Below are 14,775 nucleotides of genomic sequence, written 5' to 3'. Positions count from 1 at the left end.
GGAGGCGATGGGTCAACATGAGACTTAGCGCGGGGTCTCGTAGAGATATCTCAAGCGGGTACACGCGTGGGTAAAGACGAACGCAGATGAAGGGAGGCGAGTGGAGCCGGGAACGAGGTCGAACCGCGGGATTATGCGGTCACGGCATTGAAGCGATGGCGACTGCGCTCGCGATACATGGGTTCAAATCCCACCGTCACCGCCAGAAAACCCCCGCTGAGCGGGGGTTTTTCTTTGCCCTGAAACGGTTGACATTCGTCCATAGTAGACAAAACGCAACTAAACGAGGTATAGTTGATGTCGATCAACCTTTGAGCAAGGATCAGGACCTCACTTTGACCGCTGTCGCCACGTCTCATCACGCCTCACACACGCCTCCCACGCGATCCGCGCGCGAGGTCTTCACCGCCATCTCGGGCCTCATCGTCGGCATGTTCGTCGCCGTGCTCTCGGGCACGGTCGTCTCGACCTCGATGCCCGTCATCATCGCCGACCTCGGCGGCACCCAGTCGCAGTACACCTGGGTGATCACCGCGAGCCTCCTCGCCACCGCCGTCTCGACACCCATCTGGGGCAAGCTCGCAGACCTGGTCGACCGCAAGGTCCTCATCCAGCTCTCGCTCATCCTCTTCACCGTCGGCACGGTGATCGCCGGCTTCTCGACCGACACCAATATGCTCATCGCCGTCCGGGTCATCCAGGGCATCGGCGTCGGCGGCCTCATGTCTCTGGTCATGATCGCCGTCGCCCTCATCATCTCGCCGCGCGAGCGCGGCAAGTACATGGGCGTCGTCGGCGGCATCATGGCGCTGGGAACGATCGGCGGCCCGCTCCTCGGTGGTGTCATCACCGACTGGTGGGGCTGGCGCGCCAACTTCTTCGTGGGCGTCCCGTTCGCCGTCGTCGCCCTCGTGCTTCTGCAGTTCACGCTGCACCTGCCCAAGCCGCAGCGCGCCAAGGTGTCGATCGACTACTTCGGCATCGTCCTTCTCGCCGTCGGCGTCTCCACGCTCCTCATCTGGGTCTCGATGGGCGGCAGCCAGTTCGAGTGGAACTCGAGCACCAGCTGGATCCTCGGCATCATCGCGGTCGTCGGCATCCTCGCGTTCATCGTCGTGGAGTTCTTCGTCCCCGAGCCGATCGTTCCGATGTCGCTGTTCCGTAACCGCACCTTCACGCTCTCGGTCATCGCCTCCATCGCGATCGGCGTCTCGATGTTCGCGACCTCGGTGTTCCTGGCGCAGTACTTCCAGCTCGCGCGTGGGGCGACACCGACGCAGTCGGGCCTCATGACGATCCCGATGATCATCGGTCAGATGGGCGCGTCGATCGTGATCGGTCAGCTCGTGAGCCGCTTCGGCAAGTGGAAGGGCTGGATGGTCACGGGGTCGATCCTCACCCTCGTCGGCGTCACCCTCATGTCCACGCTGCGCTACGACACCCCCTTCACGCTCGTGGCGATCTACATGTTCGTGCTCGGCGCGGGTCTCGGCATGGTCATGCAGAACCTCACCCTGATCGTGCAGAACGACACTCCGCCCACTCAGCTGGGCGCGGCATCGTCGAACGTCAACTTCTTCCGCACGATCGCCGGCACCATCGGCGTGACGGTGATGGGGTCGATGCTCGCCACCAAGGTCACCGACTACATGACGGATGCCTTGGCCGGCTTCGTTCCGACGAGCCAGGCGGAGCTCGATGCGCTGAAGAAACTGGGCTCGGGCGATGTGCCGAAGGTGTCGGCGCTGCCCGACACGATCCGCACGGTCGTCGAATCCGCGTACGGGCACGGCATCGCCGACGTCTTCGTCATCGCCATCCCGCTCGCCGTGCTCGCGATCATCGCGATCGCCTTCCTGAAGAACAAGCCGCTGTCGACCAAGACCGCCGCCGAGCAACTGCGCGACCAGGCCGAGGAGTCGGCGATCGGCGTTGCCGAGGCCGAAGTAGGCGCGTCGACCGCGACCGGAGCTGTCCTGCTGCAGGCAGACGACGTGCCGGATGCCGGGACGGACCAGGAATCCGAGCGCACCGTCGCCGATGCGGCGGATCTCGCGGGGGAGCGCCGAGGCTGACATGCGCACGGTGACCGGGGTACTGGCAGAGGACGCGGCGAGAGTCGACGACGCGGACGACGCGCTGGCGGAGTTCCAATGGCGGCTGAGCATGATGTTCAGCCGCGCCCGGATGCTGTGGAAGGAGTCGGCGTCGCGCATCCACCCCGACCTGCAGCCCGCCGGCTACAAGCTGCTCGCGTTCGTCGCCCGCACCGGGACCGCCAACGCCCACCAGCTGGCCGAGGCCTTCGAGATGGACAAGTCGGTGGTCAGCCGGCAGGTGCGCGCCCTCGAGGACCTCGGCCTCGTCGTCTCGCGCCCCGACGAGGTGGACGGGCGCCTGCGCGTGCTCGCGGCGACGCCCGCCGCGCACGAGGCTCTGCAGTCGTTGCGAGCCGATCATGCCGCGCGCCTGCGCGCCATCCTCGCCGGCCTCAGCCCCGACGAGCTTGCCGCGGCGAGCAAGGTGGTGCGCTGCCTCTCGGATCTCTGACTGGCACGCACGTACACTGACGATCATGACCGCGACCGCCGCCCAGCCGTCCCACCCGGGCGACGCGGCGGCGCCGGACGGGGCCCGCGAGGCCGCCGTCGCCCGCGTCGAGCAGGAGCTCGGCGCGGTGTTCGGCCGCATCCGGGCGAGTTGGCGAGACGCCGCGGCGCGGGTGCACCCCGAGCTGCAGCCTCTCGGCTACCAGGTCCTCGCGGCGATCGCGAGCGGCAAGGCGACATCGGCGAGTGCGATCGTCGAACGCCTGCAGACCGACAAGTCGGCGGTCAGCCGCCATGTGCGCCAGCTCGAAGAGCTCGGGCTCGTCGAGAGCCGTCTCGACCCGGACGACCGCCGTGCGCGCGTGCTGGCGATCACCGACCTTGCGCGCGAGCGTCTGAGCCAGGCGCGCGAGCATTACCAAACCCGGATGGGCGAGCGCCTCAGCGCATGGACGGTCGATGACCTCACCCGCGTCTCCGACGTGCTGCGCGACCTGGCCCGTTGACCGCGTCCGGACCTCGCTGCGCGCCTGGATCTCGCTGCGCGTCCGGCGCGAGCGCAGGCCGAGGGGATGGCCTCGGTAGGCTGAGCGGGTGAAAGAGCCGACGGGCGGGTTCGGCGCGGGTGTCGCGACGCTCGTGCACGGGTTCGGGTACTGGCGCCGCCGCCCGCGGACGATGTCGCTCGGACTCATCCCCGCGGCGATCGCCTCGGTGCTGCTCTTCGCGGCGCTCGTCGCTCTCGGGGTGTCGCTTCCGGCGCTCGCCGACCTCGTCACCCCGTTCGCCGACGGGTGGCCGAGCCTGTGGGCAGGCATCCTGCGCGTCGCGGTCGGCACGGCGATGCTCGGCGCGGCGATCGTGCTCGCCGCCGTCTCGTTCACGGCGCTCACCCTCGTCATCGGCGACCCGTTCTACGAGCGGATCTGGCGCGCCGTCGAAGGTGACCTCGGCACACCCGACATCGAGGACACGACCGGATTCTGGCGCGCCGCGCGCGACGGCCTCGCGCTGTTCCTCCGCGGTATCGTGTGCGCGATCATCGCGGCGCTGTGCGGCCTCGTCCCCGTCGTCGGGGGCCTCATCGGCTTCGTCGTCGCCGTCGGGATGTCGGGGTGGCTGCTCGCCGACGAGCTGACGACGCGCGGCCTCGCGGCCCGCGGCATCCTCGCGCCGGAGCGGCGTGCGCTGCGGCGCCGCCACCGCGCTCGCGTCCTCGGCTTCGGCGTCGCGACGCAGCTGTGCTTCCTCGTGCCGCTCGGCGCCGTCGTCACGATGCCCGCCGCCGTCGCGGGGGCGACCGCTCTCGCGCGCGAGCTCCTCGCCGGCGCACCCACCGCCGTGTCGGAGCCCGCAGCGTCCGCCGACCGCCGCTGAGCCGACGGCCGGTGCTGGCCGTCGCCGCCCGCGCACGGCCTCTCCGACGGATCCCCGCCGGCGACCCGTCCCGCGCCGCCACCGCCGCGTCACCTCGCTCTGTGACAATCGCCGTGTGGACGAGGACTTCGAGAACCTGCGCGCGGCGGCCAACGCCGCGCTGCGCGCGCACGACCTGGCGGCTCTGTCGGTGCTGCTCGCGGCGACCGAGCCGCCCGACATCGCGCGGCTGCTGGAGCAGGAGCCCCACGCCGCCGACCGCGCCGTGCTCTACCGGCTGCTCCACCGCGACACGGCGCTCGAGGTCTTCGAGCTGCTCGAGAACGCCCAGCGCGCCGAGTTGATCGAGGGGCTCCGCGCGGAGGACACGACGCGCGTGTTCGAGGATCTCGACCCCGATGACCGCGCCCAGCTGGTCGACGAGCTCCCCGCGACCGTCGCGCAGCATCTCATGCGCGGCCTGTCGGCGGGCGAGCGCGAGCTCACCCTCCCGCTCCTCGGGTACCCCAAGCGCAGCATCGGGCGCTTCATGAGCCCCGAGTACGTCGCGCTCCGCCCGCGCCTCACCCTCGGCGACGCCCTCGCGCACGTCCAGCACCGCGGTAAGGACGCCGAGACGATCTACATGCTCCCGGTGACCGACGACGAGCGGCGGGTGCAGGGTGTGATCGGTTTGCGCGAGCTCGTGATGGATGCCTCCGACCGCACCGTCGGCGAGGTCATGGTCGAGGCCCGCACCGTCCGGGCGACCGACGACGCCGAGTACGCTGCCCGCCGCGTCGTCGACGCGCAGCTGCTCGCCGCGCCCGTCGTCGACGGAGACGATCGCCTCGTCGGCATCCTCACGATCGACGACGCATCGCGCATCCTCGAGGACGCCGATGATGAGGATGCCGCCCGGCAGGGCGCCGCGGAGCCGCTCACCCGCCCCTACCTCACCGTCCCCGTCTTCGGGATCGTACGTTCGCGCGTCGTGTGGCTTCTGGTCCTGGCCGTCTCGGCCCTGCTGACGGTGCAGGTGCTCGGAGTCTTCGAGGACCAGCTCGCCGAGGTCGTGACCCTCGCCCTCTTCATCCCGCTTCTCACCGGTACGGCGGGCAACACCGGCGCGCAGGCGGCGACGACCGTCACGCGCGCTCTCGCCCTCGGCGAGGTCGGCGCCCGCGACGTGCTCTCCGTCGCGTGGCGGGAGGTGCGTGTGGGCCTCGTCCTCGGCGCACTCCTCGGCACGCTCGGTTTCGTGCTCGCCTCGCTCGTCTTCGATGCGCGCTTCGGCGCGGTGATCGGGCTCACCCTCGTCGCCGTCTGCACGCTCGCCGCCACCGTCGGCGGGGCGATGCCGATGCTCGCGCGCGCCGTGCACGCCGACCCGGCCGTCTTCTCGACGCCGTTCATCTCGACGTTCTGCGACGCGACGAGCCTCGTCATCTACTTCCTCATCGCGACCTGGCTGCTCGGACTGCGGTGAGGCCCGGGGATAGGCTCGTGCCATGGATCCCGCCGGGTGGACGTTCCTGATCCTCGCGCTCGCGGTCGTCGCGTTCATCAGCGGACGCGTGCCGCTCGCGGTGGTCTCGATCGGGGTGGCGCTGGCCCTGTGGGCGACGGGGGTGCTCACCCTCACCGAGGCGATGTCGGGGTTCGGTGACCCGACCGTCCTGTTCATCGCGAGTCTTTTCGTCGTCAGCGAGGCGCTGGATGCGACGGGGGTGACCGCGTGGCTCGGGCAGCAGGTCGTGACCCGCGCCGGCACCGGACGCGTGCGCCTCACGATCGTCATCGGCGCGATGGTCGCCCTGCTGTCGGGGTTCATCTCGATCAACGGCGCGGTGGCCGCGCTCCTGCCGGTCGTGGTCGTCGTCGCCGTGCGTGCGGGGCTCGTGCCCTCGAAGCTGCTCATCCCGCTGGCGTTCGCGGCGAGCGCAGGCTCGCTCCTCACCCTCACCGGCACACCCGTCAACATCGTCGTCTCCGAGGCCGCAGCGGCGGCGGGAGGTCGCGAGTTCGGCTACTTCGAGTTCGCGCTCGTCGGCATCCCGCTCGTCGTCCTGACGATCCTCGTCGTCACCCTCGGCGGCGACAGGCTGCTGCCCGCCCGGGTGCCCGAGCACTTCTCCGAGGCACCCGACCCCAGCGCGCACGCGCGGACGCTCCGCAAGAGCTACGACGTCGACCTGACCACCGACGCAATCTTCACCGCGAACGACGGCGTGGCCGAGGTGCTCATCGCCCCGCGTTCGCGTCTGATCGGCCGCACGGTCAGCGCCGGCATGACGACAGCCGACGAGAATCTCGTCATCCTCGCGCTCCGGCGCGGTGACGACGGCGGCCCCAACGCGTCGCGCGGCATCGGGGTGACCGGGTCCCTGACCCTCCAGGCCGGCGATGCCGTGCTCGTCCAGGGACCGTGGGCGGCGCTGACCCGCTACACCGCCTCGCCCGACGTCATCGCCGTCACGCCGCCGCAGTCGCTCAAGCGCGGCGTGCCGCTCGGTCGCGGCGCCAAGCGCGCCCTCGGCATCCTCACCGTCATGATCGTGCTCCTCGCGACGGGTCTCGTGCCCCCCGCCGTCGCCGGCCTGCTCGCCGCGGGAGCGATGGTGCTGTCGGGAGTCCTGACGATCCCCCAGACGTACCGGGCGATCTCCTGGACGACCGTGATCCTCATCGCCGGCATGGTGCCGCTGTCGGCGGCGTTCATCTCGACGGGAGCTGCGGGCCGCGTCGCCGACGCGGTCCTCGCCGTCATCGGATCCACCTCGCCGCAGCTCGCCCTGCTGGTGCTGTGCGTTCTGACGATGGTGCTCGGGCAGTTCATCTCGAACGTCGCGACGGTGCTGATCGTGACGCCGATCGCCGTCGCGATCTCGCAGAGCCTCGACCTCAGCATCCTGCCGTTCATGATGGCGCTGACGGTCGCGGGTGCGGCGTCATTCCTCACCCCCGTCGCGACGCCCGCGAACCTCATGGTGCTCCAGCCCGGCGGATACCGGTTCGGCGACTACTGGAAGCTGGGCGTGCCGCTCATGCTCGTCTACCTCGCCGTCGCGGTGGTCTACGTGCCGCTGATCTGGCCGTTCTGAACCGGCCGTGCGGGCTGCGTGCTGCGGGGCGCGGCGCGCGGCGGGCGCGCCCAGGTGCCGCGATTGGTCGTCACGGGTCGGGGATGGCGACCGATGCCGGCACCTCGATGGCCGGACGGGGCGTGACCGGGGGCCAGGGCGGGCGGCGCGGCCCGGCGCGTCAGTCGGCGAGGCCCCAGAGCTGCAGCGGATGGGTAAGGCGCCACCAGGCATCCGGCCCCGGAATGTCGGCCGTGAGGTGCACGCCCGTCGTCGCCGAGCCGAGCGGGCCCTTCGTCGCGACGGTGCCGACGGCGTCGTTCGCGGCGCGCGCGTCGCCGAGGCTGAGATCCGAGGTCACCGCCGCGCTCGCGCCGTTCCAGAGAAGCAGCGACACGTCGGCATCCGTCGCCATCTGCACCGTCACGCCCCACGCCGTCGACACGGTGCCCGCGGGGGTTCCGGCGGGAAGTACGCGGGGCTGGGATGCCTCGGCCAGCACGTCGGTGAGCAGACGCGCCGTCTCGCCGTCGCGGGCCTCGTCGGTTGACTGGCCGAGCGCGACCGCGTAGGCGCGGAGCGTCGTGTCGCCCGCCGCCTGCTCCTTCGCGGCGAGCAGGTTGAAGGTGCCGCGGAGGCTTCCGGTCTTGATGCCGACGACCGCCGGGTCGCTCAGCAGGTCGTTGGTGTTCGTGACCTCGCCGGCGCCGGGCAGGGTGACCGACGGCGTCCGCACGATCTCGGCGATCACGGGGTCGGCGAGGGCGAGGCGGGCGAGGGTGATGAGCGAGGACGGATCGGCGGTGTTCCCGCGGTCGATGCCGGTCGGGTCGACGATCGTGATGCCCGGCAGGTTGTGCTGATCGAGCCACGTCCGCGCGGCGCGGGCGAAGACCGCGTCGGTCGGCCAGATGGTGCTCGCGAGGCGGTCGGTGTAGTTGCCGGCGGAGCCGATGAGGATGCCTTGCAGCATCTGGTACTGCGTGAGCGATCCGCCGACCGGCACGTTCAGCGCCGACTCGTCGTCCGCGAGGTAGGCGTAATAGGTCTGGCGGTCGCGGGCCGTGAAGGCGAACTCGGGTCCGCTCTCGCCGGGTGCGAGCGGCATCTGCTCGAGGATCATGAGCGACGTCACGATCTTCGTGATGCTCGCCATCGACGAAGGGTCGGCGGTCGAGGCGGCGACGGAATCGAACCCGGCAATGCCCACAGCGGCCGACCCCTCGGCCGGCCACGCCACGGCGGATGCCGGGGCGGCGATGTCCGCGATCGCCGTCTCGGTCACGGTCGGAGTGACGGCGTACAGCGGCCACAGGAGCGTTGACGCGGCGTACGCGCCGGCGAGTCCGAGCGCGGCGAGCACCGGCGCCACCGTGCCGGCGCGGACCGGTGAGCGGCGCGGACGCCGGGCGAGCAGGTCGGGTGCGGCGACCGCGTAGGGGTGCGTCGACGCGGTCAGGTCGGCGGGAGCGTAACGCGGCGTCACCTCGTCGTCGCTGAGCCAGGCGAGCGCGACACCTGCGTGCGCCGAGGCCGCCGCGTCGTCGTCGGCGAGACCGGGCGCGGCGAGATCGGAGCCGTCGCCCGCGGCATCCTGCGCATCGCTGCTCGTCGTGGCGTCGTCGCCCGTGACGATGTCTGCACCGCCCGCGTGCGCCGCTTCTCGGCGCGCGCGCCGCGAGGAGGGGCGGGCGTCTTCCATGGTCACCCGCTCAAACTACCCGCTCGCCGCTATACTCGACGTCACCACCCACGGGAGTCCGGTGAGCCGGGCTGAGAGGAAGCGATCCACGCTTCGACCGTCGAACCTGATCCGGATCATGCCGGCGCAGGGAGGAGATAAATATGCACGCGTCCGCGTCCCCATCCACCATCACCGCGTCGGGCTCGACCGGGTCCTCCGGATCCGGCTCCGGCCGCTTCCGCTGGCGCGTCGTCGACATCGTCGTCGCCAGCGTCATCGGCGTCGCGTCCGGCCTGATCTTCCTGCTGTGGAACATCGGCTACCTCGGCCCGAAGGCGATCCTCGAGCCGCTGCTGCCGGGGCTGCAGGGCCTTCTCGACGGGCCGTGGCTGTTCGCCGGCGTCCTCGGCGCGCTCGTCATCCGCAAGCCCGGCGCCGCGATCTACACCGAGACGCTCGCCGCGGTCGTCTCTGCTCTCGTCGGCAACCAGTGGGGCGGGTTCCTCACGATCGAAGCCGGCCTGGTCCAGGGGCTCGGCGCCGAGATCGTGTTCCTGATCTTCCTCTACCGAGTCTGGAACCTGCCGGTCGCGATCCTCGCCGGCGCCGGAGCGGGTCTGGCCGGAGCGATCAACAACCTCATCCTCTGGTACGCCGGCGCCGACGCGACCTTCACGATCGTCTACCTCCTCAGCGCCGTCGTCTCCGGCGCGCTGATCGCCGGCGCCCTCTCGTGGTTCCTCGCGCGCGGCCTCGCCGCGACCGGGGCCCTCGACCGCTTCGCGTCGGGTCGCGAACGCACGGAACGGGTCTGAGGAGCGCGTGTCCGCGCCCTCCGCGGCGCACGGCGCCCGCATCAAGGCCCGGGACTGGGGCTGGCGGCACGCCTCGCGCCGCGCCTGGGCGCTGCGCGGCATCGACCTCGAGATCGAGCCGGGAGAGCGCGTGCTCCTGCTCGGCGCGTCCGGTGCCGGCAAGTCGACCCTGCTGCACGGCATCGCGGGCGTGCTCGGCGGCGACGAAGAGGGTGAGGACGAGGGGACGCTCCTCGTCGGCGGGGAGTCCCCGGCATCCGCGCGCGGTCGTGTCGGTCTCGTCCTGCAGGATCCCGACTCGCAGGTGATCCTCGCGCGCGTCGGCGACGACGTCGCGTTCGGTTGCGAGAACCTCGGCGTGCCCCGGGAGGAGATCTGGCCGAGAGTGCGCGCGGCACTGGATGCCGTCGGTCTCGACGTCCCGCTGGATCGGCCGACCAAGGCGCTCTCCGGAGGGCAGAAGCAGCGCCTCGCGCTCGCCGGTGCCCTCGCGATGCGGCCCGGTGTGCTGCTCCTCGACGAACCGACTGCGAACCTCGACCCGGCGGGTGTCGCCGAGGTGCAGGCGGCGGTCGCGCGCGCGGTGGACGCGTCGGGGGCGACCCTCGTGGTCGTCGAGCACCGCGTCGATGTGTGGCTTCCGCTCGTCGACCGCGTCGTCGTGATCGGGGCGGGCGGGGTCGTGGCGGACGGGCGGCCGGACGTCGTCCTCGGCGCCCACGCGAGCGGTCTCGCCGCCGACGGCGTGTGGGTTCCCGGCATTCCTCCGGCACCGCCGCCACCTCCCGCGGCGAAACCGGGGCAGGCGCTCCTGCGTACGTACGCGCTCGCGGTGGCGAGGGTGCGCGATCAACCCGTCGCGACAGGGATCGATCTCGAGGTCCGGGCGGGCGAGGTGCTCGCGATCACGGGACCGAACGGTGCCGGCAAATCGACGCTCGGACTCACTCTCGCGGGACTGCTGCCGCCGGCCGGCGGGGAGGTCGTCGCGACGGAGCCGCTCGCCGGGGATGCCGGGCCGGCGCCGATCTCCTGGCGGTCGACGCAACTGCTCACCCGGATCGGGACGGTCTTCCAGGAGCCCGAGCACCAGCTGCTCACCCGCACGGTGCGCGACGAACTGCTCGTGGGGCCCCGCGCGCTCGGGTTGGATGCGGCCGAGGCCGACCGGCGCGTCGACGAGCTGCTGGAGCGTCTGCGCCTCACCCCGCTCGCGCGTGCCAACCCCTACACGCTCTCGGGCGGCGAGAAGCGCCGGCTCACGGTGGCCGCAGCGCTCGCGACCGCCCCGCGGGTGCTCGTCCTCGACGAGCCGACGTTCGGTCAGGACGCCCGCACCTGGGGTGAACTCGTCGGCATGCTCGCGCGGCTGCGCGACGAAGGCCGCGCGCTCGTCCTGATCACGCACGACGAGGCGGTCGTCGACGCCCTCCACGCGCGCAGGTTCGTGCTCGACGGCGTCGACGCCGCTCCCCGCGCACCGGAGGGCGACCGGCGATGACGCTGCTCGACGCGCACGCGCGCACCGGAGCGGTCGCACGGATCAACCCCGTCGCGAAGCTCTTGGCATCCGCACTCATCGCGATTCCGCTGATCCTCACGCTCGACATCGTCTCGGCGGCCGTCGCGCTGGCCCTCGAGAGCGTGCTGTTGCTCTTCTCGGGGCTCACGTGGCGGGAGTTCTGGGTGCGAACCTGGCCCGTCTGGCTCGCGGCACCCCTCACAGCGCTCACGATCCTGCTGTATGGCGAGGCATCCGGCGAGGTCTACCTCGAGTGGTTCGTCATCCGGATCAGCGACGGATCGATCGTGCTCGCCGTCGCGACGTTCTTCCGCGTGCTCGCGGTGGCGCTGCCGTCGGTCGTCCTGTTCGTGACGGTCGACCCCACCGACCTCGCCGACGGGCTCGCGCAGGTCTTGCACCTGCCGGCCCGTTTCGTGCTCGGGGCTCTTGCGGGCTTGCGCATGATCGGGCTGTTCCTCGACGACTGGCGGGCACTCGAGCTCGCCCGCCGCGCCCGCGGCGTCGCCGACCGGGGCCGCATCCGGCGCTTCGTCGGGATGGCGTTCGCTCTCCTCGTGCTGTCGATCCGCCGCGGGTCGAAGCTCGCGACGGCGATGGAGGCGCGCGGGTTCGGCGCCCCCGTCCGGCGCACGTGGGCAAGGGAATCGACGTTCGGCACGCGGGAGTGGGCGCTCGTGGGCATTGGCGCCGCGATCTCGGCGATCGCCATCGCCGCCGCGATCGCCGCCGGGACCTGGAACTTCATCCTCGGCCCGAGCTGACGCGCGCCCCGCGTGGCCCCCCGCACGGCTCGCGAATCACCACCGAATGCGCGAATCACCGGGCGTTCTGCGCGAATCGGCTGGTGATTGGGGAATCAAGCGGTGATTCGCGAGCCGGTTGTTGGGTGCGGGGAGCGGGCCGCGAGCCGCGGCGCGGGCGGGGTCAGCGGCGGCGCGCGCGGGCGGGGGCCGCGTCCGCGAGCGCGCGGGCGAGGCCCTCGTCGATGACGAGGTCGGTGATCAGCTGCGCGGCGAGCGCGCCGCGGAGCGCAGCGAGCTTCGACAGACTCGACACGACGCAGACCCGTCGAGGGATCCGGCGGATCGCGGCGAAACTCGGTCCGCTCGAGCGCCGATTCAGATCGATGCCGTCACTCGACCCGTCCTCGCGGTAGAAGACGGTCGCGCAGTCGCCGACGATGCTGTTGCGGAGCAGGTCGCGGGAATCCTCGCCGGTCAGGTACCCCCCTGAGTACACATGGGAAGGGACGTCGGCGCGAGGGGAACCGAGCCCGAAGACGAACAGGCTCACGTCGCTCTGCGCGTCGAGCACGCGGCGCACCGACCGTTCGCGCCACATCAGATCCTTCGTGTGCGGATCGTCGAAGAGGGCAGGCACGGGGAAGAGCTGCACATCCGCCCCGAACGCGGCCGCGAAGCGCTCGAGGATCGACGAGGCGTACGGAACCCCCGACGTCACCGGGTTGGCGGCGCCGTTCATCTGCACGATGTGGGCATTGTGCAGGCGCCGCGCGGGCAGCTCGCGGGCGATCGCCGAGACCGTGGCGCCCCACGCGATCCCGATGCTCGTATTGTCGTCGGCCAGCGTCGACACGCGCCGGGCAGCCGTGCGTGCCGCCCGACCCAACCGTTCCGCGTCGCTCGCGTGCGTCGACGTGGGAACGATCTCGGCCGAGACCTCGAAGGCGTCCGAGATCCGTGCGGCCAGCCCGTCGATCCCGGCCTGGGGGGAGTGCACCGTAATCTCGACGAGGCCGATCTCGCGCGCGTAGGAGAGCAACCGGGAGATCGATGACCGCGAGATCCGCATCTCGGCGGCGATCTCATCCATCGTCAGGTCCTGCACGTAGTACAGCTGGGCGGCGCGCAGCGCGTCGCGGGTGCGCACGTTCGTGACCTCGTTCGACTCCATGGGGTGTCCTCTCCGCGCACGATCGTGCGATTTGTCCCGGTGCGTGCACGATCGTGCGATCGAGGTTGCGCGAATGTGCATGCGTCGTTCAGTGTAGGGCGCGTCAACGACGAAAGGGATCGACGATGATCGACACCACAGCACCGCGACCGTCCGTCGCCGCTCTCCGGGACCGCCCCGAGGCCGACGTCCTCATCATCGGCGGCGGCATCAACGGCGTCGCGACGTTCCGCGACCTCGCGCTCCAAGGCGTCGACGTGGCGCTCGTCGAGCGGGGCGACTACGTCTCCGGGGCATCGTCGGCGTCCAGCCACATGATCCACGGCGGGGTGCGCTACCTCGAGAACGGCGAGTTCCGGCTCGTCCAGGAGGCGGTCGTCGAGCGCAACGCGCTCGTGCGCAACGCGCCCCACTTCGTCAAGCCGCTGCCGACGACGATCCCGATCCACAAGACCTTCTCCGGCATCCTCACGGCTCCCTTCCGCCTGCTGTTCACGCACGGCCGCGGCAAGCCACGCGAGCGCGGCGCACTGCTCATCAAGGTCGGGCTCACGATGTACGACACGTTCTCGCGCGACGGCGGCGCCGTGCCGCGGCACACCTTCCGCGGGCGCCGCGCCTCGCACGAGCGCTTCCCCGACCTCGACGAGCGCTTCGCGTACACCGCGACCTACTACGACGCGTCGATGCACGACCCCGAGCGCCTCGCACTCGACGTCCTCCGCGACGGGCAGCGCGAAGCGTCGGCGCGGTCGGCGAACTACGTCAGCGCGGTCGGATCGAACGGCTCGGCGGTCACGCTGCGTGACGAGGTGACGGGCGAGGAGTTCGGGTTCACCGCCCGCGTCATCGTCAACACCAGCGGACCCTGGACCGACCTGACGAACTCCGCGCTCGGCCACCCGACTCGCTTCATGGGTGGGACGAAGGGATCGCACATCGTCCTGCAGAACGACGAGCTGCTCGCGGCCACGCGCGGAAACGAGATCTTCTTCGAGGCATCCGACGGGCGCATCGTCCTCATCTACCCGCTGAAGGGCCGCGTCATGGTGGGGACCACCGACATCGACGCCGACCCCACCAAGCCGGTCGTCTGCACCGACGACGAGATCGACTACTTCTTCGACCTCATCGCCCAGGTGTTCCCGCACATCGCCGTGACCCGTGAGCAGATCGTCTACAGCTTCTCCGGCATCCGTCCCCTGCCGCGGCACGACGACGTCGCACCCGGTTTCGTCTCGCGCGACTACCGCGTCGAGAAGGGCGAGCTCGCGGGCGTTCCCGTCCTGAGTCTCGTCGGGGGCAAGTGGACGACGTTCCGCGCGCTGTCCGAGCACGTCGCAGACGACGCCCTGGCCCTTCTCGGCCGCAGTCGGGTGCAGTCCACGGCGCAGCTCGCGATCGGCGGCGGGGCGGGGTATCCGAAGGATGCCGGTGCCCGCACGCGCTGGGTCGAGGCGCACCGAGGCGCGCACGAGGCGGCGTTCGCCGACCGCATGCTCGAGCGCTACGGGACGTACGCCGCGGAGCTGCTCGCCGCACTCCCGGTTGCGCAGCACCCTCTCGCACACGCACCCGGATACTCGCGGGAGGAGATCGCCTTCCTCGCCGAGCGCGAGGAGGTCGTGACCCTCATGGACCTGCTGCTGCGGCGCACCTCCGTCGCCTTCGTCGGCGGCATGTCGCCCGACACGCTGCACGAGATCGCGGATGCCGCAGCTCCCGCCCTCGGCTGGGATGCCGCGCGCGTTCGCGCCGAGATCGAGGATGCCTCGGCCGCTCTGCGCGACCTGCACCGCATCGACCTCGAGCACGCGGGGGTTGCGGCGCTGTCGGCCTGACGGCCGGC

Annotated in this window: 12 protein-coding genes and 1 riboswitch; of the genes, 10 read left to right on the top strand and 2 right to left on the bottom strand. The window is 71.1% G+C overall.

Annotation, left to right across the window (positions count from 1 at the left end):
- The first annotated feature begins 311 nt into the window (after positions 1 to 311).
- From ACRVYW_RS10935 to ACRVYW_RS10910, 6 genes are all read left to right on the top strand, one after another.
- Entirely contained in the window at positions 312 to 2,075 is a 1,764-nt protein-coding gene (locus tag ACRVYW_RS10935) for a DHA2 family efflux MFS transporter permease subunit (protein ID WP_431804505.1), read from the top strand.
- 1 nt (position 2,076) lies between these two features.
- On the top strand, positions 2,077 to 2,550 hold the full coding sequence (locus ACRVYW_RS10930) for a MarR family winged helix-turn-helix transcriptional regulator (RefSeq protein ID WP_431804503.1): 474 nt from the start codon (positions 2,077 to 2,079) through the stop codon (positions 2,548 to 2,550).
- 25 nt (positions 2,551 to 2,575) lie between these two features.
- Positions 2,576 to 3,055: a MarR family winged helix-turn-helix transcriptional regulator gene (locus ACRVYW_RS10925; RefSeq protein ID WP_431804501.1), complete on the top strand. Its 480-nt coding sequence runs from the start codon at positions 2,576 to 2,578 to the stop codon at positions 3,053 to 3,055.
- An 88-nt stretch (positions 3,056 to 3,143) separates the two neighbouring features.
- Entirely contained in the window at positions 3,144 to 3,926 is a 783-nt protein-coding gene (locus tag ACRVYW_RS10920; protein WP_431804500.1) for an EI24 domain-containing protein, read from the top strand.
- Positions 3,927 to 4,041: 115 nt separating this feature from the next.
- A complete protein-coding gene (gene mgtE / locus ACRVYW_RS10915; protein ID WP_431804498.1) occupies positions 4,042 to 5,394 on the top strand; it encodes a magnesium transporter in 1,353 nt (450 codons plus the stop codon).
- Positions 5,395 to 5,416: 22 nt separating this feature from the next.
- Positions 5,417 to 7,009, top strand: a complete 1,593-nt coding sequence (locus ACRVYW_RS10910) for an SLC13 family permease (protein WP_431804496.1) — start codon at positions 5,417 to 5,419, stop codon at positions 7,007 to 7,009.
- Between the two features lie 160 nt (positions 7,010 to 7,169).
- Here ACRVYW_RS10910 and ACRVYW_RS10905 read toward each other — a convergent pair whose 3' ends face one another.
- Entirely contained in the window at positions 7,170 to 8,690 is a 1,521-nt protein-coding gene (locus ACRVYW_RS10905; RefSeq protein ID WP_431804517.1) for a D-alanyl-D-alanine carboxypeptidase, read from the bottom strand.
- Between the two features lie 40 nt (positions 8,691 to 8,730).
- Positions 8,731 to 8,840, top strand: a riboswitch (TPP riboswitch).
- Here ACRVYW_RS10905 and ACRVYW_RS10900 point away from each other — a divergent pair.
- The 3 genes from ACRVYW_RS10900 to ACRVYW_RS10890 all read left to right on the top strand — a co-directional run bounded on the left by ACRVYW_RS10900 (position 8,834) and on the right by ACRVYW_RS10890 (position 11,773).
- Positions 8,834 to 9,487, top strand: coding sequence for an ECF transporter S component (locus ACRVYW_RS10900; protein WP_431804494.1), 654 nt, complete (start codon positions 8,834 to 8,836; stop codon positions 9,485 to 9,487). Its footprint overlaps the riboswitch before it by 7 nt.
- 7 nt (positions 9,488 to 9,494) lie before the next feature.
- Positions 9,495 to 10,988 (top strand): ABC transporter ATP-binding protein, encoded by a 1,494-nt coding sequence (locus ACRVYW_RS10895; protein ID WP_431804492.1) that lies wholly within the window; start codon positions 9,495 to 9,497, stop codon positions 10,986 to 10,988.
- Positions 10,985 to 11,773, top strand: a complete 789-nt coding sequence (locus ACRVYW_RS10890) for an energy-coupling factor transporter transmembrane component T family protein (protein ID WP_431804490.1) — start codon at positions 10,985 to 10,987, stop codon at positions 11,771 to 11,773. The genes ACRVYW_RS10895 and ACRVYW_RS10890 overlap by 4 nt, the downstream gene beginning before the upstream one ends.
- A gap of 163 nt (positions 11,774 to 11,936) precedes the next feature.
- Here ACRVYW_RS10890 and ACRVYW_RS10885 read toward each other — a convergent pair whose 3' ends face one another.
- Positions 11,937 to 12,926, bottom strand: a complete 990-nt coding sequence (locus ACRVYW_RS10885) for a sugar-binding transcriptional regulator (protein WP_431804488.1) — start codon at positions 12,924 to 12,926, stop codon at positions 11,937 to 11,939.
- A gap of 125 nt (positions 12,927 to 13,051) precedes the next feature.
- Between ACRVYW_RS10885 and ACRVYW_RS10880 the strand changes: the two genes are divergently transcribed.
- Entirely contained in the window at positions 13,052 to 14,767 is a 1,716-nt protein-coding gene (locus tag ACRVYW_RS10880) for an FAD-dependent oxidoreductase (RefSeq protein WP_431804486.1), read from the top strand.
- Positions 14,768 to 14,775: the final 8 nt, after the last annotated feature.

Origin of the sequence: Microbacterium sp. bgisy203 (assembly GCF_965345155.1) — a bacterium.
Lineage (GTDB): Bacteria > Actinomycetota > Actinomycetes > Actinomycetales > Microbacteriaceae > Microbacterium.
The sequence above is the reverse complement of the archived record's forward strand: the minus strand, read 5'-3'. Positions and strand labels throughout refer to the sequence as shown.